This window comes from Streptomyces sp. Edi4 (genome assembly GCF_040253615.1).
Taxonomy (GTDB): Bacteria; Actinomycetota; Actinomycetes; order Streptomycetales; family Streptomycetaceae; genus Streptomyces.
This window is the reverse complement of record NZ_JBEJGY010000004.1, coordinates 2,058,402-2,078,931: the sequence shown is the minus strand read 5'-3', so window position 1 is coordinate 2,078,931 and position 20,530 is coordinate 2,058,402. Positions and strand designations below refer to the sequence as shown.

The 20,530-nt window shown below is 72.6% G+C and carries 18 protein-coding genes; 12 read left to right on the top strand and 6 right to left on the bottom strand.

Going from position 1 to position 20,530, the window contains the following annotated elements:
* Nucleotides 1-121 precede the first annotated feature (121 nt).
* Nucleotides 122-1,264, top strand: a complete 1,143-nt coding sequence (locus ABR738_RS11445; RefSeq protein WP_350229864.1) for a glycosyltransferase family 4 protein — start codon at nt 122-124, stop codon at nt 1,262-1,264.
* A 458-nt stretch (nt 1,265-1,722) separates the two neighbouring features.
* Here ABR738_RS11445 and ABR738_RS11440 read toward each other — a convergent pair whose 3' ends face one another.
* Nucleotides 1,723-3,519 carry an AMP-dependent synthetase/ligase gene (locus ABR738_RS11440; RefSeq protein WP_350229863.1) on the bottom strand — a complete coding sequence of 599 codons (1,797 nt, stop codon included), beginning with the start codon at nt 3,517-3,519 and terminating at the stop codon, nt 1,723-1,725.
* A 275-nt stretch (nt 3,520-3,794) separates the two neighbouring features.
* Between ABR738_RS11440 and ABR738_RS11435 the strand changes: the two genes are divergently transcribed.
* The 6 genes from ABR738_RS11435 to ABR738_RS11410 all read left to right on the top strand — a co-directional run bounded on the left by ABR738_RS11435 (nt 3,795) and on the right by ABR738_RS11410 (nt 8,769).
* Nucleotides 3,795-4,556, top strand: coding sequence for a metallophosphoesterase family protein (locus ABR738_RS11435; protein WP_350229862.1), 762 nt, complete (start codon nt 3,795-3,797; stop codon nt 4,554-4,556).
* Nucleotides 4,557-4,716: 160 nt separating this feature from the next.
* Nucleotides 4,717-5,187, top strand: a complete 471-nt coding sequence (locus ABR738_RS11430; protein ID WP_350229861.1) for an SRPBCC family protein — start codon at nt 4,717-4,719, stop codon at nt 5,185-5,187.
* A gap of 2 nt (nt 5,188-5,189) precedes the next feature.
* Nucleotides 5,190-6,320 carry an ArsA family ATPase gene (locus ABR738_RS11425; RefSeq protein ID WP_350229860.1) on the top strand — a complete coding sequence of 377 codons (1,131 nt, stop codon included), beginning with the start codon at nt 5,190-5,192 and terminating at the stop codon, nt 6,318-6,320.
* A 99-nt stretch (nt 6,321-6,419) separates the two neighbouring features.
* Nucleotides 6,420-6,851 (top strand): DUF5304 family protein, encoded by a 432-nt coding sequence (locus ABR738_RS11420; RefSeq protein ID WP_350229859.1) that lies wholly within the window; start codon nt 6,420-6,422, stop codon nt 6,849-6,851.
* A 118-nt stretch (nt 6,852-6,969) separates the two neighbouring features.
* Nucleotides 6,970-7,923 carry an ROK family glucokinase gene (locus ABR738_RS11415; RefSeq protein WP_350229858.1) on the top strand — a complete coding sequence of 318 codons (954 nt, stop codon included), beginning with the start codon at nt 6,970-6,972 and terminating at the stop codon, nt 7,921-7,923.
* 96 nt (nt 7,924-8,019) lie between these two features.
* On the top strand, nt 8,020-8,769 hold the full coding sequence (locus ABR738_RS11410; protein WP_350229857.1) for an endonuclease/exonuclease/phosphatase family protein: 750 nt from the start codon (nt 8,020-8,022) through the stop codon (nt 8,767-8,769).
* Nucleotides 8,770-9,260: 491 nt separating this feature from the next.
* Here ABR738_RS11410 and ABR738_RS11405 read toward each other — a convergent pair whose 3' ends face one another.
* Together ABR738_RS11405 and ABR738_RS11400 are read right to left on the bottom strand one after the other, a co-directional pair.
* On the bottom strand, nt 9,261-9,953 hold the full coding sequence (locus tag ABR738_RS11405) for a hypothetical protein (RefSeq protein ID WP_350229856.1): 693 nt from the start codon (nt 9,951-9,953) through the stop codon (nt 9,261-9,263).
* Nucleotides 9,946-10,725, bottom strand: coding sequence for an alpha/beta hydrolase (locus tag ABR738_RS11400; protein ID WP_350229855.1), 780 nt, complete (start codon nt 10,723-10,725; stop codon nt 9,946-9,948). The genes ABR738_RS11405 and ABR738_RS11400 overlap by 8 nt, the downstream gene beginning before the upstream one ends.
* A gap of 156 nt (nt 10,726-10,881) precedes the next feature.
* Between ABR738_RS11400 and ABR738_RS11395 the strand changes: the two genes are divergently transcribed.
* The 4 genes from ABR738_RS11395 to ABR738_RS11380 all read left to right on the top strand — a co-directional run bounded on the left by ABR738_RS11395 (nt 10,882) and on the right by ABR738_RS11380 (nt 14,811).
* Nucleotides 10,882-11,661, top strand: coding sequence for a lysophospholipid acyltransferase family protein (locus ABR738_RS11395; RefSeq protein WP_350229854.1), 780 nt, complete (start codon nt 10,882-10,884; stop codon nt 11,659-11,661).
* Between the two features lie 37 nt (nt 11,662-11,698).
* Complete coding sequence (gene macS, locus ABR738_RS11390; protein ID WP_350229853.1) at nt 11,699-12,931, top strand: MacS family sensor histidine kinase; 1,233 nt, start codon at nt 11,699-11,701, stop codon at nt 12,929-12,931.
* Nucleotides 12,928-13,620: a response regulator gene (locus ABR738_RS11385; RefSeq protein WP_350229852.1), complete on the top strand. Its 693-nt coding sequence runs from the start codon at nt 12,928-12,930 to the stop codon at nt 13,618-13,620. Before macS ends, ABR738_RS11385 begins: the two co-directional genes overlap by 4 nt.
* A 162-nt stretch (nt 13,621-13,782) precedes the next feature.
* On the top strand, nt 13,783-14,811 hold the full coding sequence (locus ABR738_RS11380; RefSeq protein WP_350229851.1) for a 6-phosphofructokinase: 1,029 nt from the start codon (nt 13,783-13,785) through the stop codon (nt 14,809-14,811).
* Between the two features lie 95 nt (nt 14,812-14,906).
* On the opposite strand, the gene ABR738_RS11375 is transcribed toward ABR738_RS11380, so the two are convergent.
* The 3 genes from ABR738_RS11375 to ABR738_RS11365 all read right to left on the bottom strand — a co-directional run bounded on the left by ABR738_RS11375 (nt 14,907) and on the right by ABR738_RS11365 (nt 18,989).
* Nucleotides 14,907-16,808 carry an anthranilate synthase family protein gene (locus ABR738_RS11375; RefSeq protein ID WP_350229850.1) on the bottom strand — a complete coding sequence of 634 codons (1,902 nt, stop codon included), beginning with the start codon at nt 16,806-16,808 and terminating at the stop codon, nt 14,907-14,909.
* Between the two features lie 105 nt (nt 16,809-16,913).
* Nucleotides 16,914-16,970: a trp operon leader peptide gene (locus tag ABR738_RS11370; RefSeq protein WP_073735655.1), complete on the bottom strand. Its 57-nt coding sequence runs from the start codon at nt 16,968-16,970 to the stop codon at nt 16,914-16,916.
* A gap of 24 nt (nt 16,971-16,994) precedes the next feature.
* Nucleotides 16,995-18,989 carry an N-acetylmuramoyl-L-alanine amidase gene (locus tag ABR738_RS11365; RefSeq protein WP_350229849.1) on the bottom strand — a complete coding sequence of 665 codons (1,995 nt, stop codon included), beginning with the start codon at nt 18,987-18,989 and terminating at the stop codon, nt 16,995-16,997.
* A 192-nt stretch (nt 18,990-19,181) separates the two neighbouring features.
* Between ABR738_RS11365 and ABR738_RS11360 the strand changes: the two genes are divergently transcribed.
* Nucleotides 19,182-20,522, top strand: coding sequence for a class II 3-deoxy-7-phosphoheptulonate synthase (locus ABR738_RS11360; RefSeq protein WP_350229848.1), 1,341 nt, complete (start codon nt 19,182-19,184; stop codon nt 20,520-20,522).
* The last annotated feature ends 8 nt before the right edge of the window (nt 20,523-20,530 follow it).

Here is a 20,530-nt window from a genome sequence, read left to right as displayed (position 1 = left end):
ATGATGCCGGGTGCCCCCGCGGCCCGGCCGTCAGGCGCGGCCGCGCGCCGTCCGCTTGCGCGCCACCGCCGCCCGGGCGGCCCTTCGGCTCCGCGCCCCGGGTTCGGTACTGTCGGCGGCGATGCACAAGACCTTGATCGTGACCAATGACTTCCCGCCGCGCCCCGGCGGGATCCAGGCGTTCCTGCACAACATGGCGCTGCGGCTGGATCCCGAGCGGATCGTCGTCTACGCCTCGACGTGGAAGCGGAGCCGGGAGGGCGTCGAGGCGACCGCGGCCTTCGACGCCGAGCAGCCGTTCACCGTCGTACGGGACCGCGCCACGATGCTGCTGCCGACGCCCCGGGTCACCCGGCGCGCCGTCGGCCTGCTGCGCGAACACGGCTGCGCCTCGGTGTGGTTCGGGGCGGCCGCGCCGCTCGGCCTCATGGGGCCCGCGCTGCGCGCCGCCGGGGCCGAACGCCTGGTGGCGACGACGCACGGACACGAGGCGGGGTGGGCCCAACTGCCCGCCGCGCGGCAGCTGTTGAGGCGGATCGGCGAGGGTACGGACACGATCACCTACCTCGGCGAGTACACTCGCTCCCGGATCGCCGGCGCGCTGACCCCGCAGGCAGCGGCCCGCATGGTCCACCTCCCCCCGGGCGTCGACGAGAAGACCTTCCACCCCGGCTCGGGCGGCGACGCCGTACGCGCCCGGCTCGGGCTCGCCGAGCGTCCCGTCGTGGTCTGCGTCTCGCGCCTGGTGCCGCGCAAGGGCCAGGACACGCTGATCCGCGCGATGCCGGCGATCCTGGCGGCGGTGCCGGACGCGGTGCTGCTCATCGTGGGGGGCGGGCCGTACGAGTCGCAGCTGCGGGCGCTCGCGGCGGACACCGGGGTCTCGGCTTCGGTCCGCTTCACCGGGGCGGTGCCGTGGGCGGAGCTGCCCGCGCACTACGGCGCCGGTGACGTCTTCGCCATGCCGTGCCGGACGCGGCGCGGGGGTCTGGACGTCGAGGGCCTTGGCATCGTGTACCTGGAGGCCTCGGCGACCGGCCTGCCCGTGATCGCGGGCGACTCCGGCGGGGCGCCGGACGCGGTCCTTGACGGGGAGACGGGCTGGGTGGTCCCGGGCGCCACCCCGGAGCCGGTGGCGGAGCGCGTCGTGACCCTGCTCCAGGATGCGGCCCTGCGGCGGCGCATGGGGGAGCGGGGGCGGGAGTGGGTGGAGCAGAGGTGGCGCTGGGACCTCCTGGCGGAGAAGCTGCGGGGGTTGCTGTAGCGGGGGGGTCTGCCCGTGCGGGGCGGGGCGGGGTGCGTGCGGGTTGCCTCTGCCCGTGCGGGCCGCGTGTGCTTTCGCGGGGTTGCCTCTGCCCGTGCGGGGCGGCGTGGCCGTGCGGGCCGGGCGTGCTTTCGCGCAGTTCCCCGCGCCCCTGAAGCCCCGGTTCGCGTGCGGGCCGCGGGCGCCTTTTGCGCAGTTCCCCGCGCCCCTGGGCATCCGACTTGGGCCAGCATGCGCATGCCCAGCCTGTCCGGCGATTGAGGACGAGCGCCCTTCAGGCGCGAACGGGGTCTGGGGCGGAGCCCCGGGAGCCCCGGCTGCGGGCCGTGCTGGGCTGAGCGCGCAGTTCCCCGCGCCCCTGGGCACCTGGCGTCCGCCCGCACAGGAAAGCCGTGCCCCTGGGTACCCCGTGCCGGCCCGCGCTCAAGACCAGCCACCCGGCGGCGCCGGTGCCAGGGTCAGGCCGTGTAGATCGCTTCGATCTCCGGGGCGAAATCCTTCGCCACCACATTCCGCTTCAGCTTCAGCGACGGCGTGATGTGCCCCGCCTCCTCCGTGAACTGCGCCCCCAGGATCCGGAACTTGCGTACCGACTCCGCCTTGGAGACCGCCGCGTTCCCGTCGTCCACCGCCCGCTGCACCTCCGCGAGGAGCTCCACGTCGTCGCGCAGCGAGAGCGCCGTCGCCCCCACCGGCTTGCCGTGCTCCTCGGCCCAGCGGCCGAGGAACTCCTCGTCCAGCGTGATGAGCGCGCCCACGAACGGCCGCCCGTCGCCGACCACCATGCACTCGGCGACCAGCGCGTGCGCCCGGATGCGGTCCTCGATCACCGCCGGGGCGACGTTCTTGCCGCCCGCCGTCACGATGATCTCCTTCTTGCGGCCGGTGATCGCGAGGTAGCCGTCCTCGTCCAGGGTGCCGATGTCACCGGTGTGGAACCAGCCGTCGGCCAGCGCCTCGGCGGTCGCGGCCTCGTTGTTCCAGTACCCCTGGAACAGGTGCTCGCCGTGCAGCAGCACCTCGCCGTCGTCCGCGATCCGTACCACCGAGCCCGGCAGCGGCTGCCCGACCGTGCCGATCTTGGGCCGGTCCCAGGGGTTGAACGCGGTGGCCGCGCAGGACTCGGTGAGACCGTAGCCCTCAAGGACCGTGAAGCCGATGCCCCGGAAGAAGTGGCCAAGGCGCTCGCCGAGCGGCGCGCCCCCGGAGATCGCGTACTCACCGCGCCCGCCGAGCACCGCCCGCAGCTTGCTGAAGACGAGCTTGTCGAACACCTTGTGCTTGATGCGAAGCCCGACGGAGGGACCCGCCTGCGTGCTGAGCGCGGTGCTGTAGGCGATCGCCGTGTTCGCGGCCCTGTCGAAGATCGCGCCCTTGCCGTCCGCCTGCGCCTTGGCGCGCGCCGAGTTGTAGACCTTCTCGAAGACGCGCGGCACGCCGAGGATCAACGTCGGCCGGAACGAGGCGAGTTCGTCGGTGAGGTTCTTGATGTCGGGGACGCAGCCGAGCTTGATCGGCGCCATCACCGAGGCCACCTCGACCAGCCGCCCGAAGACATGGGCCGCCGGCAGGAAGAGGAGGACCGAACACTCGCCGGTACGGAAGAGGGGCTTCAGGCGCTCCACCACGTTGCCGCACTCCGCGAAGAAGGCGCGGTGGGTCAGCACACAGCCCTTGGGGCGACCGGTGGTGCCCGAGGTGTAGACGATGGTGGCCGGGTCGTCGGCGTGCGCCGAGGACATCCGCTGGTCGAGCAGGGCGTCGGAGACGTCCGCGCCGGCGGCGGTGAGCCGGGCCACGGCGTCGGCCTCGATGCGCCAGATGCCCTTGAGGGCGGGCAGAGCGGCCCGCACGGACTCCACGGACGCCTCGTGCGCCTCGGACTCCACCAGGGCCAGCGTCGCTGCGGAGTCACCGAGGATCCACTGGATCTGCTCGGGCGAGCTCGTCTCGTACACCGGCACGGTCACCGCGCCCGCGCTCCAGATGGCGAAGTCGATCAGCACCCACTCGTAGCGGGTGCGTGAGAGCAGCGCCACCCGGTCGCCGGCCTCGACGCCGGAGGCGATCAGGCCCTTGGCGACGGCGCGGACCTCCGCGAGGAACTGGCGTGCGGTGACATCGGCCCAGGCGCCCGCGATCTTGCGGCCCATCACCGCGACATCGGGGTGCTGCGTGGCATTGCGGCGGATCAGATCCGTCAGGTTGCCGTCCGAAGGGACCTCGTACAGGGCCGGAAGGCTGAACTCGCGCAAGACTGCTGCTCCTCATCGGGCGCCGGCGCCACGGCTCTGTGTGACGCGCCGGCTGCGGTCCAAGATCGGGCAGGTGCCCGGGGGATTCCGTGGGGGCGGATCATCCGAGCACGACTGGACTGCCCGGACGTTACCCATGGGTAGTGGGTTCCGGATAGGGGGTTCCGGCCAGATGTTCGGTGCGTCACACAACTTTGGCACTGCTTCGCGCACAGTAGTCCACCCCGCTCACCACCCGGAAGTAACCGCAGGTCCGACGGCCTAAGGTGGCAGCCATGCGAGTTCATGTGGTCAGTGACGTGCACGGGAACGCCGAGGGCCTGGCCAAGGCGGGCGAGGGGGCCGACGCCCTGGTCTGCCTGGGTGACCTGGTTCTCTTCCTCGACTACGCCGACCACGCGCGCGGCATCTTCCCCGACCTGTTCGGCGTCGAGAACGCCCACCGGATCGTCGCGCTGCGCACCGCCCGGCGCTTCGAGGAGGCCCGCGAGCTGGGCCGTTCCCTGTGGGCCGGTCTCGACCGGGAGGCCGCGATCGAGGCCGCGGTGCGCCGCCAGTACGCCGAGCTGTTCGCCGCCTTCCCCACCCCGACGTACGCCACCTACGGAAACGTCGACATGCCTCACCTGTGGCCGCAGTACGCGGGCCCCGGCACCACCGTCCTCGACGGCGAGCGCGTCGAGATAGGCGGCCGCGTCTTCGGCTTCGTCGGCGGGGGCCTTCGCACCCCGATGCGCACGCCCTTCGAAATCTCCGACGAGGAGTACGCCGCCAAGGTCGAGGCGCTTGGCGAGGTCGACGTGCTCTGCTCGCACATCCCGCCCGAGGTCCCCGAGCTCGTGTACGACACCGTCGCCCGCCGCTTCGAGCGCGGCTCGCGCGCGCTGCTGGCCGCGATCAAGAAGACCCGGCCGCGCTACTCCCTGTTCGGCCACGTCCACCAGCCGCTGGCCCGCCGGACGCGGATCGGCCGCACCGAGTGCGTGAACGTCGGCCATTTCGCGGCCACCTCCCGGCCGTTCGCCCTGGAGTGGTGATCCGGCCACCCGCGCGGCCCCGCCCGTTCCCGGCCCACCGGCCACTGGACGGGCCACCGGCCGGTACGCGATAGCCTGCACCCACCTCCCCACCGCCGCCGGCACCGCCGGGCGGGGGAGACCCAGACCCACCGGACCGCGCACTGGAGGAGCCACGACGATGGCGGAACACACCAGCTCGTCTATCACCATCGAGGCGGCCCCCGCCGACGTCATGGGCGTGATCGCGGACTTCGCCCGCTACCCGGAGTGGACCGGCGAGGTGAAGGAGGCCGAAGTGCTCGCCACCGACGCCGAGGGCCACGCCGAGAAGGTGCGCCTCCTGCTCGACGCGGGCGCCATCAAGGACGACCACACCCTCGCCTACCGCTGGAACGGCAACCAGGTCAGCTGGACCCTGGTCAAGTCCCAGATGCTGCGCACCCTCGACGGTTCGTACACGCTCGCCGACGCCCCCGGCGGCCACACCGAGGTCACCTACCAGCTGACCGTGGACGTCAAGATCCCCATGCTCGGCATGATCAAGCGCAAGGCCGAGAAGGTCATCATCGACCGTGCGCTCGCCGGCCTGAAGAAGCGCGTCGAAAGCGGCCCGGGCGCCCCCGCCGCCGACGGAGCCGAGAAGCCGTAGACGTGCGTACGGTCCTGGTCACCGGCCCCGGCGGCGCGGGCCGCACCACCCACGCGGCGGCGACCGCGCTCGCCGCCGCCCGCCGGGGCGCCCGGGTCACCCTGCTGACCTCGGACCGCCTCCCCGGCGATCCGACCGGGGTCACCGTGCGGCGCATCGACGCCGCCGCGCACTTCCGCGCCGAACTCCTCGCCTTCCAGGACCGTGCGGGCGCCGCGCTCGATCTGCTCGGCGCCTCCCGCCTGGACGCCGACGAACTCACCGAACTCCCCGGCGCCGAACAGCTCGCCCTGCTCAGCGCCCTGCGCGAGGCCGCGGCCGACGCCCCCGGTCTGCTCGTCGTCGACCTCCCGCCGACCGTGAGCGCGCTCGCCACGCTCGCCCTGCCCGAGCAGCTGCGCCGTTATCTGCGCCGCCTCCTGCCGCCCGAGCGCCAGGCCGCCCGATCGCTGCGCCCGGTCCTCGCCCAGCTCGCCGGGGTGCCGATGCCCGCGCAGTGGCTGTATGAGACCGCCGCGCGCTGGGACCTGGAACTGGCCGCCGTGCAGGCCGCGATCGAGGACGAGGACACCGTCGTACGGCTCGTCGTGGAGCCGGGACCGGCCGCCGCCGACGCCCTGCGCACCGCGCGCCTCGGCCTCGCCGTGCAGCGCCTCGCCCTCGACGCGGTGATCGCCAACCGGCTGCTGCCCGCCGAGACCCCCGATCCCTGGCTCGCCGGGCTCGTCGCCCAGCAGCGCAAGCACCTCGACGCGCTGAACGAGGAGTTCCCCACCGTGCGCGAGGTGGCCCACCTGGGCCGCGACCCACGCGGCGACGACGACCTCGACCTGCTCGACCCCGGCCTCGATCCGGACCGCGCGACTGTGCCGGCCCCGGCGTGGACCGTCGAGGACCGGCTCGCCGAGGACGGCGTACTGGTGTGGCGCCTGCCGCTGCCCGGCGCCGTCAAGGACGGTCTCTCTCTGGTGCGGCGCGGCGACGAACTCCTGCTCACCGTCGGTCCGTTCCGGCGCGTCGCCGCGCTGCCCTCCGCGCTGCGCCGCTGCTCGGTGGCCGGGGCGGCGCTGCGCGAGGGCGTACTGCACATCCGCTTCGCGCCCGATCCGGGCCTGTGGCCCCGCGGACACTGAAACATCCCGGCCCGCGGGCCCGCGGACACTGAACGCGATACCCCCGTTCGGGTAACGTCGAGGGAAACAGCCCGTAGGAACCAGCCGCTGGAGTCCGCCATGAGCGAAGCCACCGAGCGCCCCGCACCCGACGCGGATGCCTGGGCCGACGCCTGCGCCGAGGACCTGGCCGCCGAGAAGGAGCGCCGCCGCGCCCAGTACGGCACCCCGCCGGGGTCCGCCGCCGAGGAGCTGCGCAAGCTGTTCGAGGCCGTGAGCGACAAGGTCGGCGGGCTCTTCGCCGGCCCGGCGGGGCTCTCCGGGCTCGCCGCCCATGGGGCCGTGCAGCAGCTGATCAGCCAGGCGAAGTCCGCAGTCGAGCCCGTCATCGAGCGCAACCCCGAGGTCTTCGACCACCTCGCCGCGGCCGGCGGCGAACTGCTCGCGGCCTACCGCTCCGCCGTCGAGCGGCACGAGCGCCGCTGGACGGCCGCCGACGACGCCAAGCGCGACGAGGGTCCGGGACCGGCCGAACACATCGACCTCGACTGAGACGGCCGGGGGACGGCGCTGGTCTCACACCCCGGACGAACGCGGACGCGGCACGCTGAGAGCCGCCCCGCCTCGGGTACGGTTGGCCCTAGCGGGGCTCGACCGAACTGAGGGATTCATGGGACTCACCATCGGTGTCGATATCGGCGGCACGAAGATCGCGGCGGGCGTGGTCGACGAGGAGGGCAACATCCTCTCGACCCACAAGGTGCCGACCCCCGGCACGCCCGAAGCCATCGTGGACGCGATCGCCTCCGCCGTCGAGGGAGCGCGCGCCGGACACGAGATCGTGGGCGTGGGCATCGGGGCCGCCGGGTACGTCAACCGCCAGCGATCCACCGTCTACTTCGCGCCCAACATCGACTGGCGCCAGGAACCGCTCAAGGAGAAGGTCGAGCTGCGCGTCGGCCTCCCCGTCGTCGTCGAGAACGACGCGAACGCGGCCGCCTGGGGCGAGTATCGCTTCGGCGCGGGCAAGGGCCACCGCAACGTCATCTGCATCACGCTCGGTACGGGCCTGGGCGGCGGCATCATCATCGGCAACAAGCTGCGCCGGGGCCACTTCGGCGTGGCCGCCGAGTTCGGCCACATCCGGATGGTGCCGGACGGGCTGCTGTGCGGCTGCGGCAGCCAGGGCTGCTGGGAGCAGTACGCCTCGGGCCGCGCCCTTGTGCGGTACGCGATGCAGCGCGCCAACGCCACCCCCGAGCGTGCCGAGTTCCTGCTCGGGCTCGGCGACGGCACCCCCGAGGGCATCGAGGGCAAGCACATCTCGATGGCCGCGCGTCAGGGCGACCCGGTCGCGGTCGACTCCTACCGGGAGCTGGCGCGCTGGGCGGGCGCGGGCCTTGCCGATCTGGCCTCGCTCTTCGACCCCTCCGCGTTCATCGTGGGCGGCGGGCTCTCGGACGAGGGCGAGCTGGTGCTCGACCCGATCCGCAAGTCCTACAAGCGCTGGCTGGTCGGCGGCAACTGGCGCCCGGTCGCCGACGTCATCGCGGCCCAGCTCGGCAACAAGGCCGGTCTGGTCGGCGCCGCCGACCTGGCGCGCCAGCCCGACCCGATCATGTAGCGCACGCCGCGCCGGCGACCCCGTCGGCGCCGCGTGCGTCATCGGCGCCCGCCGCGTCCTGTCCGGACCGGCGGGCGCTGTCATACGTTGTGGACCATGACGACCCCCGGCGGCGAACTGCCCGCGTCCGCGACGGAGAACGGCGCGGCCGTGGTCCGCGTCCTCAGCTACAACATCCGCTCGATGCGCGACGACAACGCGGCGCTCGCCCGGGTGATCCGGGCCTGCGAACCCGATCTGGTCCTCATCCAGGAGGCGCCGCGCTTCTTCCGCTGGCGCAAGGCCGCGGCGCGCCTCGCGGCGGCGACCGATCTGGTGATCCTTGGCGGCGGGGCCACGGCCGCGGGCCCGATGCTGCTCTGCTCCCTGCGGGCCACCGTGGAACGCACCGAGGACGTGCTGCTTCCGCTCACGCCAGGGCTGCACCGGCGTGGTTTCGCGACCGCCGTGGTACGGATCGGGGGCGCCAGGATCGGCGTCCTGAGCGCGCATCTCAGCCTCCAGGAGGCCGAGCGGTACGGGCAGGCGGGCGCGCTGCTCGACAAGCTCGCCGCGATGGGGGTGGACCACGCGGTCGCGGGTGGCGACCTCAACGAACGTCCCGGCGGGCGGGCCTTCGCCCGGATCGCCGGGACGCTGCGGGACTGCTGGGAAGTCGCCCCGTGGGGTGGGGAGTTCACCTCCACGCCGGGTGATCCGCACCAGCGTATCGACGCGGTCTTCGTCACGGCGGGGATCGAAGTGCTGGCCTGCGGAGTGCCGTTGTCCTTGACGCGGCGGGACGACCTCCTGGCCGCGACGGACCACCTACCCGTCCTGGCCACCCTCCGCGTCCCGACCCGGTGAGTCGCCACGCCCATGCGGACCCGGGCCCCCTGGGGCTTCGCCCCGGACCCCGTTCGGGCCTGAAGGGCCCTCGTCCTCAATCGCCGGACGGGCTGGGGATGCCGATGCCGGCCCGCGCCGTGTAGTCAAGGGGCGCGGGGACCTGCGCGCCCAGCCACGCAGGGCCCGCAGCCGGGGTCCCTGGGGCTTCGCCCGGGTCCCCGTTCGCGCTGAACGCGCTCGCCCTCAATCGCCGGGCAGGCTGGAGTTGCCGCGCCGTGTGGTCAGGGGCGCGGGGACCTGCGCGCCCAGCCACCCACGGCCCGCAGCCGGGGTTCCCGATCGGCCTGAACGGCCTCGCCCTCAAACGCTGGGCAGGCTGGGGATGCCGACGCTGGCCCGCGCCAAGTAGTCAGGGCGCGGGGAACTGCGAACGGCAACCCGGGCCGTGCGACCGGGCCCGCGCCGACCCACCCCGCGCAACCCGGCCCACGCGCCGGCCCGGCGGGGTTTCAGACGACCGCGCCACGACCCGGGTCGTCGTCATCCTCGTCATCCGGCCGCATCCGCGCGAACAACGTCGCGATGCCACCCAAGAACCCGCCCACCCCCAGCGCCGTGAGCCACCACGTCATGTCCCAGGCGAACACCGCCGCCAGGACGAGCAGTAGCGGGCCGCCCACCACGCCGAGCCACGCGAACTTCGCCGTCGCGTCGGCCTCCGGCAGCGGCGGTGGCTCCGGCGGCACGAAGTGGCCCTCGTCCGAGCCGTCCGCGTCGTCCCGGGCACCGCCCGACGGCTCGGCGGGCGAGAAGTCACGCGGCCCGCGCACGCCCGGCGCGAACACCACCGAGCTGCCCAGCGCCGGCTTGCCGAGCGGGGGCTTGCCCAGCCCCTTGTCGGGCCCCGTGTCCGGCCCCTTGTCCCGGTCCTTCTCGGACTCCTCGGTCTTGGCCGCGCCACCCTCGTCCCCAGCCGCGTCCGGCGCGCCGGGCGCGCCCGGCACCACGCCCGCCGCGCCCGCCGCACCCGACGTACCCCGCCCGTCCGGCTCTTCCTCGATCAGCGCCAGATCCTCCACGGATCTGAACGGTCTGCTACCCGGCGGGTCGGCCGGCTCCTCGCCGTACCCCGCCACGATCGCCGCCCACGCAGCCTCTTCGTCGATCGGCTGCGGCTCGCGGTCCGCGTCGTGCTCAGCCACCGCTCGTGCTCCCCTTCGTCCCGACCCCAGGAGCGAGGCGGCCGATGAAGGCAAGGCTCTCTTCGAAGATCCGCTCCGCGTCATGGTCCAACGTCGCCACGTGGTAGCTCTGTTCCAGCAGGATCTCCTTGACGTCCGTGGAGGAGACCCGGCTGAGGATCCGCGCCGTGTCGGCGGGCGGCACCACATGGTCCTGCGGGCTGTGCAGGATCACCAACGGCTGCGTGACCTGCGGCAGTTCACCGTCGACCAGCGTGAAGAAGGTGCGCAGGGAGTGCGCCGCGTGCAGCGGCACCCGGTCGTAGCCGATCTCCCGGGAGCCCTCCTTGGCGATGTCGCTCGCGATGCCCTTGGTGGAGGGCACGAGGTGGCGCACCACCGGCAGCGCGTGGGCGGCCAGACCGTGCACCTTGTTGCCCGGGTTGACGAGCACGAGGCCCGCCACCGCGTCGCCGTGCTTGGCGGCGAGGCGCAGCGCGAGCGCGCCGCCCATCGAGAGGCCGAAGACGAAGACCCGGGAGCAGCGCTCAAGGAGCTCGCACAGGGCGCGGTCCACCTCCGCGTACCAGTCCTGCCAGCCGGTGAGCTGCATGTCCTGCCAGCGCGTGCCGTGGCCGGGCAGGAGCGGCAGCGAGACGGTGAAACCGCGCTCCGCGAGGTGATCGGCCCAGGGGCGCAGCGACTGCGGGGAACCGGTGAAACCGTGACAGAGGAGGACGCCGACCTCTCCGCCCTCGTGGCGGAACGGCTCGGCTCCAGGGAGGACCGGCACCAGGGGTCTCCTGTTCATGAGCGGGGGCGAGGGGTGTTGCGGGGGAGTCGTACTTCACGGTACGCGACCGGACTGACACCGACCAGAGCCGTCACGCGGGGAGGGCGGCCCCCGCACGGGTTAAGGTCTGTTCGACAAGCACAGGAAGGCATCCGAGTGATCTACGGCGCAATGAAGTTCTCCATCGGCGGCTCACTGAAGCTCGCCTTCAGGCCGTGGGTGGAGGGCCTGGAGAACATCCCCGCCGAGGGCCCGGCCATCCTCGCGAGCAATCACCTCTCGTTCTCGGACTCCTTCTTCCTGCCGGCCGTACTCGACCGGAAAGTGACCTTCATCGCCAAGGCCGAGTACTTCACCTCACCCGGAGTCAAGGGCAAGCTGACGGCCGCCTTCTTCAAGGGCGTCGGCCAGCTCCCGGTGGACCGCTCGGGCGCGCGCGGCGCCGGTGAGGCCGCGATCAAGGCCGGCATCGACGTGATCAAGAGCGGCGGCCTCTTCGGCATCTACCCCGAGGGCACCCGCTCGCCCGACGGCCGCCTCTACCGGGGCAAGCCGGGCGGCCTCGCCCGGGTCGCGCTGGCCACCGGCGCCCCCGTCATCCCGGTCGCCATGATCGACACCGAGAAGATCCAGCCGCCCGGCAAGGTCGTCCCCAAGCTGATGCGACCCGGCATCAGGATCGGCAAGCCGCTCGACTTCAGCCGTTACCAGGGCATGGAGGGCGACCGCTTCATCCTGCGGTCGGTGACCGACGAGGTCATGTACGAGATCATGAAGCTCTCCGGCCAGGAGTACGTCGACATCTACGCGACCGCGGCCAAGCGGCAGATCGCGGACGAGGCCAAGCGGGTCGCCGACGAGCAGAAGGCCGTCGAGAAGGCGGAGAGGGCCCGCGAGGCCGAGCAGGCCAAGCGGGCGGAACGACCGGGCGACTAGCCGCGTTCTTCCAGGGGGCGGGCGCGGGGTGGGGGAGATGGCGAAGCGCGAACGAGTCGTACGCATGTCGGTGGAGCTGCCGCTGTGGCGTGCCCTGACGGGCTACCGGGTGCTCACCACCCTCTACGCCCTGGCGCTCTTCGCCAACGGGTACGCGAAGTTCGAACGGCCCTGGGTCGGCATCGGCTACCTCGCGGTGCTCACCCTGTGGAACGCCGCGACGCTGCCCAGGGTGGCGGGCGCGGCCGCCTGCACCAAGCGCTTTCTGGCCATCGACCTCACCGTCGTCCTCGCCGGCATCCTGCTGACCCCGCTCGCCGACCTGGACGCCCAGCACATCGACGGCCCGACGCTGCCGTCGATAGCGGCGGCCGGCGCGGTGCTCGCCTGTGCGATCAAGGGCGGCTGGCGCTGGGCCGCGTTCGCCTCCTCCCTGGTGGCCGTCGCCAACATCGTGGAGCGCGCCCACCCCACCCGGGACACCTTCCACAACGTGCTCCTGGTGTGGATCGCCTCCATCGCGATCGGCTACATCGTCGAGGTGGCCCGGGCCAGTGAGGCCACGCTCGCGCGCGCTCTGGAGATCGAGGCGGCCACGCGCGAACGCGAGCGCCTGGCCCGCGACATCCACGACAGCGTGCTCCAGGTGCTCGCCATGGTGCAGCGCAGAGGCAGCGCGCTCGGCGGCGAGGCAGCGGAGCTCGGCCGGATGGCGGGCGAGCAGGAGGTCGCCCTGCGCACCCTGGTCTCCAGCGGCATGGTGGCCACGAGCCGGGCCTCCGAGGACGCGGCCAACGGCGCTGTCGTACGCGTGGTGGAGGTCCCCGACGAGCCCGATGAACGCGCCCAGTTGTACGGTGCCGGCACCGTCGATCTGCGCTCGCTGCTCGCCCCGCACGCGGGATCGCGGGTCTCCTTCGCGGAACCGGGCGCTCCGGTGCTGCTGGCGCCCGCCGCCGCGCGGGAGCTCGCGGCCGCTGTCAGTGCCGCCCTGGACAATGTCCGCAGGCACGCGGGCGAGGCGGCCCGGGCCTGGATCCTGGTGGAGGACTGGGGGGACGAAGTGATCGTGACGGTGCGGGACGACGGGCCCGGCATCCCGGCGGGCCGGCTGGAGAAGGCCGAGGGGGAGGGGCGCATGGGCGTCGCCCTCTCGATCCGGGGCCGGCTGCGCGACCTGGGCGGCACGGCGGAGCTGATCTCCGTGCCGGGCCAGGGTACGGAAGTGGAACTGAAGGTCCCTCGGGGGAAGGCAGGACGGCACGGATGACGGAGCAGCAGACGGCGCGGGCGGACGCGACGGTACGGGTGATGGTGGTCGACGACCACCCGATGTGGCGCGACGCGGTCGCCCGTGACCTCGCGGCCGCCGGCTTCGACGTGGTGGCCACGGCGGGCGACGGACCGCAGGCGGTGCGCAGGGCCCAGGCCGTGGCGCCCGACGTCCTGGTCCTCGACCTCAACCTGCCGGGCATGCCCGGCGCCCAGGTCTGCAAGGAGCTGGTCGCCGCCAACCCGGCGCTGCGGGTCCTGGTCCTTTCGGCGTCGGCCGAGCACGCCGACGTCCTGGAGGCGGTGAAGTCCGGCGCGCTCGGCTACCTCCTGAAGTCGGCGAGCGCCGAGGAGCTGACCGACGCCGTGCGCCGCACGGCCGTCGGCGACCCGGTGTTCACGCCCGGCCTGGCCGGCCTGGTCCTCGGCGAGTACCGCAGGCTCGCGAGCGACCCGGCGCCCGCGACCCCCGACGAGCCCAAGGCTCCCCAGCTCACCGAGCGCGAGACCGAGGTGCTGCGCCTGGTCGCCAAGGGCCTGAGCTACAAGCAGATCGCCGAGCGCCTGGTCATCTCGCACCGCACGGTGCAGAACCACGTCCAGAACACCCTGGGCAAGCTCCAGCTGCACAACAGGGTGGAGCTCGTGCGGTACGCGATAGAACGCGGCCTCGACAGCGTCGGCTGAGGCTGCGCGGCCAAGGCCGAGGACCATCCCTCGTACGGGTGAACGACGGGGCGTCAACTCCCGTGATTGTCCCGTGAATTGACCTTTCACCCCATCCCGGAGTGACGTACGTCACCACTAGCGTGGACCGCGTACGTCACTCCCAGGTGAAGGGACCATTCCATGCGGGTCGGAGTACTGACCGGAGGCGGTGACTGCCCCGGACTCAACGCCGTCATCCGGGGCATCGTCCGCAAGGGTGTGCAGGAGTACGGATACGAGTTCACCGGGTTCAAGGACGGCTGGCGCGGCCCGCTGGAGGGCGTCACCGTCCCCCTCGACATCCCGGCGGTGCGCGGCATCCTGCCGCGCGGCGGCACCATCCTCGGCTCCTCGCGCACCAACCCCCTCAAGGCCGAGAACGGCGTGCGCCGCATCAAGGAGAACCTCGCCAAGTACGAGATCGACGCGGTGATCGCGATCGGCGGTGAGGACACCCTGGGCGTCGCGGCCCGCCTGAGCGACGAGTACGGCATCCCCTGCGTCGGCGTGCCCAAGACGATCGACAACGACCTCTCCGCCACCGACTACACCTTCGGCTTCGACACCGCCGTGGGCATCGCGACCGAGGCCATCGACCGGCTGCACACCACGGCGGAGTCGCACATGCGCGTCCTCGTCGTCGAGGTCATGGGCCGGCACGCGGGCTGGATCGCCCTGCACTCGGGCCTGGCCGGCGGCGCCAACGTCATCCTCATCCCCGAGCAGCGCTTCGACATCGACCAGGTCTGCGGCTGGATCACGTCCCGCTTCAAGGCCTCCTACGCCCCCATCGTCGTCATCGCCGAGGGCGCCATGCCCAAGGACGGCGAGCTGGTGCTCAAGGACGGCACACTCGACTCCTTCGGCCACGTACGCCTCTCCGGTGTCGGCGAGTGGCTGGCCAAGGAGATCGAGAAGCGCACCGGCAAGGAGGCCAGGACCACCGTGCTTGGCCATGTCCAGCGCGGCGGCACCCCGAGCGCGTTCGACCGGTGGCTCGCGACCCGCTTCGGTCTGCACGCCATCGACGCGGTGCGCGACGGCGCCTTCGGCTCGATGGTGGCGCTGCGCGGCACGGACATCGTCCGGGTGCCGATCGCGGAGGCCACCTCGAAGCTGAAGACCGTGGACCCCGCGCTCTACGCCGAGGTGGGCGTCTTCTTCGGTTGAACGGCCAGGGCGCGGCCGGGCCCTGGCCGGACACCGTCGATGTCCGCCCCACCCCGGCCGCCCCGCCCCGGCCGCCCCGCGCCCCGGGGCCGAGGTCAGCCCACCGTCACCCCGGCCAGCAGCTCGCGGACCACCTCGGGCCCGCGCAGCGTCAGCACCGACTCCGGGTGGAACTGGATCCCCGCGTACCCGGGGCCCCGCAGCGCGTGCACCTCCCTCGTCACCGGGTCGAGCGACACCTCCACGCCCAAGGGCGCCACCTCGCAGCGCGCCGCGAAGCTGTTGTAGAAGCCAACTGTCTCCTCGCGCCCGAACAGGTCGATCACCGCCTGCGCCCCCTGGTGCGGCTCCTGCTTGCGCACGATCTCCAGGCCGAGTTCCGCCGCGATCAGCTCATGGCCGAGGCACACCCCGAGCAGCCCGTGCCGGTGCGAGCGCAGCAGTTCGGCCGCGAGCGGGCGAAGCAGGCGCATCTTGGGATCATCCGCGTCCAGCGGGTCGCCGGGCCCCGGGCCGAGCACCAGCGGACCCTCGTGGCCCCGCACCCGTTCGCGCAGCCCGGGCGCGTCGTAGCGCAGCACCGCCACGTCCAGGCCGAGCGAGCGCAGCATGTGCGCGAGCATCGCGGTGAAGGTGTCCTCGCCGTCCACCACGAGCGCCGAGCCGGCCGGCGCCTGCGGACGGTCCTGCATCCGCAGCCAGAACGGCGCGAGGCCGGCCCGTCGCCCGTCCAGCGCGGCCCGCACCCGGGGATCGTCGGCCAGGCGTGCCTGCCCGGGCTCGGCGGCGGGACGGGCGGGCCGCACGCCGAGCGCCGCGAGGACGCCCGCCGCCTTGGCGTGTGTCTCGGCGACCTCGCCCGCCGGGTCCGAGTGCCGTACGAGGGTGGCGCCGACGGGCACCCGCAGACGGCCCGAAGCCGCGATGTCCGCCGTGCGGATCAGGATGGGCGAGTCGAGCGTCTGGTTGCCGCCCGCGTCCTGGCCGAGCAGCGCGAGCGCGCCCGCGTAATAGCCGCGCCCGCCGTGCTCGTACCGCTCGATGACCCGGCACGCGTTCTGCACCGGTGAGCCCGTCACCGTCGCCGCGAACATCGTCTCCCGCAGGACATCGCGCACATCGAGCGAGGAGCGGCCCCTCAACTCGTACTCGGTGTGCGCGAGATGGGCCATCTCCTTCAGGCGGGGCCCGATCACCACGCCGCCCATGTCGCCGACCGTGCACATCATCTTGAGCTCTTCGTCGACGACCATCGACAGCTCGTCGGTCTCCTTGCGGTCGGCGAGGAAGGCCAGCAGGCCATCGGCGGTGGGGCCGCCCGCCGGGTAGCGGTAGGTCCCGCTGATCGGGTTCATGACGACCGTGCCGCCGGACATCCGCACATGCACCTCGGGGCTCGCCCCCACCAGGGTCCGCCCTCCCGTCGCCCGCCGCCGCCCTTGTGAGGAAGGCCCTTCGGGCCCCTCTTGATCTCCGGTGTGCACCACATACGTCCAGTAGGCGCCCCGCTCGCCCGCCAGGAGCCGGCCGAACAGGGCCAGCGCGTCGGCCCGGCAAAAGCCCGGGATCTCGCCCGTGAAGGTGCGCCGGATGACGAAGTTGGCGCCCTCGCCCCGGCCGATCTCGTCGTCGACGACCCGGCGCACGGTGCTCGCGTATTCCTCGTCGCCGACGTCGAAGCCGCCGCCTTCGACTCGGACCTCGTGCGCGGGCAGCGCGGCGAGCACGTCCGCGAGCGGCAGTTCGTACCTCTCGTCCGCGACCAGCACCACAAGGGGGGTCTTGTCGTCGCGTACGTCGAAGCCGCGCTCCCTGATCTGGCGGAACGGCACCAGGGCGAGCGCGGGCCGCTCCCCGACCGGCAGGTCGGCCAGGCGCTCGGCCTCGTGGACCGGGCCGATCAGTACCTCCACAGTGTCGTGGTCACGGCCGGGGGTGCGTCTGCGCAGCAGCGCGAACGGCGGGCAGTCCTCTTCCAACAGCCTCTGGATGAGCATGAGGTGGCGGCTTCCTTCCGGTGGTGAGCGGGAGGAGCGGCCCGGGAAAACAATGAAGGCCGCCCCTCGGGGCGGCCTTCGTGCGTCTGTGGGTACGCGCGGGAATCAGTGGGCCGCCGGATGAGCGGTCCACCACCAGTTACGGGTCGAGTGCGCGAACATGCCGGGCACCGTACCAGACACCCCCTAGCGGCCGGAGGTGACCTGCTGGACGTCGGCGGCCCGCACCCAGGCGATCCGGTGGTTGTAGCGGATCGGGTAGAAGGTCTGGGCGCCCTTGACCAGGGTGCCGAGCGTGGTGCCGCCGTAGTAGTAGTCGCCCGCGACCATGTCACCCGCGGCCACGTAGGCCTGGCCGGCCGGGATGCTGTACTTGGTCAGGGACGCGGAGTTGCTGCCCTGCACCGGCACCCCGGTGCCCGCGTAGGCGGCGTCCTCGGGGTAGGAGCGCCCATAGACCGCCACCGGCTCGCTGCCCCTGGCCGTGAGGACGACCGGGGCCGCCGAGCGTCCCACGACGGAGGTGTAGCGGCCGCCCGGATTGTGGAACCAGGCCTTCTGGCCGCCGTACCAGATCGCCGTCCAGTCGCCCTGCCGGTCCGCGACGACGTACCGGCCGCCCGCGACGACCTTGTTGGCCCAGTTCGGGCCCTCCGTGGCGACCTGCTGTCCCAGGTAGGGGTCGCTCAGCGGGGCGGCGTCGGTGGACGGGGCGGCGTACAGATAGCCGAAGTTGACCGGCTGGTCGAAGGTGGTGCGGGTCTTGGTGGCCGGGTCGTAGTACGTCGTCGTCGTGCCGGCCTCGAACGGCGGCGCGACCTTCACGACCTGCCCGGCGACGGGCATCTTGGCGCGCGCGCAGTCGTCGGCGCCGAGCAGGGACATGTAGTGGTTCCAGTCCCAGAACGGGCCCGGGTCCCAGTGCTGCCCGGCGACGTAGCCGTCCAGGGGACCGGGCACCTCGTCGTGGCCGATGATGTGCTCACGGTCGAGGGGGATGGAGAACCGGCCGGCCAGGTACTTCACGAGCGTCGCGGACGCGTCGTACAGCGGCTCGCCGTACCAGCTGCCCTGCTTCATGGCGAAGCCCACGTGCTCGATGCCGAGCGCGTGCATGTTCACCGTCTTGTTGCCCGCGTGGTAGGCCTCGTCCTTGGTCGCCACCACCTGCGTGACCAGGCTGCCGTCGTCCTTGACGAGGTAGTGCGTGCTGGCCGAGCTCTTGGGGTCCTGGAAGGTCTTGACGGAGCCGTCGTAGGAGCCCTCGGTGTCGTGGATCACGATCTGGCGGATGTCGTACCCGCCCTGCGGCCGGTTCGCCACGTTGTAGTTGTTCGGGTCGGCCGGCCGGTAGTCGCAGGTGAGCCCGGCCGGGCACTCGGGGGCCGGGTCCGCCGCGAGCGCCCTCGTGGCGGGTTTCGCCGGCTCGATGCCGGGGTCGGCGGGCAGCGCGAGGGACTGGCCGTCGGTGGTGACCCGGCGCTCGCCGGAGCGCACCGAGTCGAAGACGCGCCCGGCGAAGGCGTCGGCGCTCCTGGCATCGGGGGCCTGGCTGTAGCGGGCGACCGCCGGGTACCAGGCGCCGGGATCGGCCGGCAGCGAGCCGGTCGCCGCCCGCTGGTAGCGGGCGAGCAGGGCCGCGCCCGCCCGGACGCTCTGCCCGGCGTCTGCGCGTACGGTCTCCACCGGCTCGCCGATGAGCCGCGCGGCCTCCTCGAGGGTGTGCAGCCGGGGGTCGGTGGTGTCGACGGCGGGGTCGGCGAGCGGCGCCCGGCGCGCGTCGAACCGCTTCATGACGGCCGGGTCGCCGCTCAGGTCGAGATGGGCGAGCCGGTCGGCGGCGCTCGGCCGCTCCACGTCGCCGGGCCGCACCCGGGTCAGGCCCATGACGTTGTACGCGCCCGACGTGCTGGGCTCTCCGTCGTGGTCCTCCCAGCGCGTCTGGCGGTAGGAGACCGCCATCAGGACGCTCTGGGGAACCTTGAACTCCCTCGCCGCGCGGGCGAATTGGTCCTGGAGGGCCGAGGCGCCGGTGCCCGCGGCGCCCTGGGTCCCGGCCGCGGCGTCCGGCGCGGCGAACGCCTGGGGGCCGAGCGCGGTGAGCGCCAGGGCCCCCGCCGCCGCGTACCCCGCGAGCCTCCCGCCCGTGCGGTTCCTGTGTTTCCGCTGCCCGCTGGTCATGCTTCGGATCACGCCCACCCCTGGTCGCCTTTGTCCGGAATTAAGTAACTGGCGTGACAGTAACAGGGGATGATCATGGTCGGTCACGCCCGAGGACCGCCCGGACGGCATGCCTGCCCTTCCGGTCATGTCCGCGCGGCCGGTGTCTCATTAGGTGGTCGCCGGGCTGGACGGCCGGACGGACCCCGTAATGTGGGTGCGGTGACCGTGAACGTAAACACCTGGCGTGACCTTCCCGCGGCGCAGCAGCCCGAGTACCCGGATGCCGAGGCTCTGCGCGATGTGATCGCGGACCTCGAGTCGTATCCGCCACTCGTCTTCGCGGGCGAGTGCGACCAGCTGCGTGCCCGGCTGGGAGCCGTCGCCCGGGGCGAGGCGTTCCTGCTCCAGGGCGGTGACTGCGCCGAGGCCTTCGACGCCGTGTCGGCCGATCACATCCGGGCCAAGCTGAAGACCCTCCTCCAGATGAGCGCCGTCCTCACCTACGCGGCCTCCGTGCCCGTGGTGAAGGTCGGCCGCATCGCCGGCCAGTACTCCAAGCCCCGCTCCAAGGGCACCGAGACCCGCGACGGTGTGACCCTGCCCACCTACCGGGGCGACTCGGTGAACGGCTTCGCCTTCACCGAGAAGGACCGGGTGCCCGACCCCGAGCGCCTGAAGCGGATGTACCACGCGTCCGCCTCCACGCTCAACCTGGTCCGCGCCTTCACCACCGGCGGCTACGCCGACCTGCGCCAGGTGCACGCCTGGAACCAGGACTTCGTGAAGTCCTCCCCGTCCGGCCAGCGCTACGAGCAGCTGGCCCGCGAGATCGACAACGCGCTGAACTTCATGAAGGCCTGCGGCACCGACCCGGCCGAGTTCAAGGCCGTGGAGTTCTACGCCTCGCACGAGGCGCTGCTGCTCGACTACGAGTCGGCGCTCACCCGCGTCGACTCGCGCACGGGGCAGCTGTACGACACCTCGGGCCACATGGTCTGGATCGGTGAGCGCACCCGGCAGCTGGACGGGGCGCACATCGAGTTCGCCGCCAGGATCCGCAACCCGATCGGCATCAAGCTCGGCCCCTCGACCTCCGTCGACGAAGCGCTCACCTACGTGGACCGCCTCGATGCGGACCGCGAGCCGGGCCGGCTGACCTTCGTCGTGCGCATGGGCGCCGACAAGGTCCGCGACAAGCTCCCCGAGCTGGTCGAGAAGGTCACGGCCTCCGGCGCGGTCGTCGCCTGGGTCACCGACCCGATGCACGGCAACACCTTCGAGGCGGCATCGGGCCACAAGACGCGCCGCTTCGACGACGTCCTGGACGAGGTCAAGGGCTTCTTCGAGGTCCACAAGGCGCTCGGCACCCACCCGGGCGGCATCCATGTCGAGCTCACCGGTGACGACGTCACCGAGTGCGTGGGCGGCGGTCACGAGATCTTCGTCGACGACCTCCACCAGCGCTACGAGACGGCCTGCGACCCGCGTCTGAATCGCAGCCAGTCGCTCGACCTGGCGTTCCTGGTCGCCGAGATGTACCGCGACCAGTAGTTTTTCGC

Bases quoted from the DNA above. Each gene is read 5' to 3' on its own strand.
- ABR738_RS11445 (WP_350229864.1), top strand. From the start codon at position 122: ATGCACAAGACCTTGATCGTGACCAATGACTTCCCGCCGCGCCCCGGC.
- ABR738_RS11435 (WP_350229862.1), top strand. From the start codon at position 3,795: ATGCGAGTTCATGTGGTCAGTGACGTGCACGGGAACGCCGAGGGCCTG.
- ABR738_RS11430 (WP_350229861.1), top strand. From the start codon at position 4,717: ATGGCGGAACACACCAGCTCGTCTATCACCATCGAGGCGGCCCCCGCC.
- ABR738_RS11420 (WP_350229859.1), top strand. From the start codon at position 6,420: ATGAGCGAAGCCACCGAGCGCCCCGCACCCGACGCGGATGCCTGGGCC.
- ABR738_RS11415 (WP_350229858.1), top strand. From the start codon at position 6,970: ATGGGACTCACCATCGGTGTCGATATCGGCGGCACGAAGATCGCGGCG.
- ABR738_RS11410 (WP_350229857.1), top strand. From the start codon at position 8,020: ATGACGACCCCCGGCGGCGAACTGCCCGCGTCCGCGACGGAGAACGGC.
- macS (WP_350229853.1), top strand. From the start codon at position 11,699: ATGGCGAAGCGCGAACGAGTCGTACGCATGTCGGTGGAGCTGCCGCTG.
- ABR738_RS11385 (WP_350229852.1), top strand. From the start codon at position 12,928: ATGACGGAGCAGCAGACGGCGCGGGCGGACGCGACGGTACGGGTGATG.
- ABR738_RS11380 (WP_350229851.1), top strand. From the start codon at position 13,783: ATGCGGGTCGGAGTACTGACCGGAGGCGGTGACTGCCCCGGACTCAAC.
- ABR738_RS11375 (WP_350229850.1), bottom strand. From the start codon at position 16,808: ATGCTCATCCAGAGGCTGTTGGAAGAGGACTGCCCGCCGTTCGCGCTG.
- ABR738_RS11365 (WP_350229849.1), bottom strand. From the start codon at position 18,989: ATGACCAGCGGGCAGCGGAAACACAGGAACCGCACGGGCGGGAGGCTC.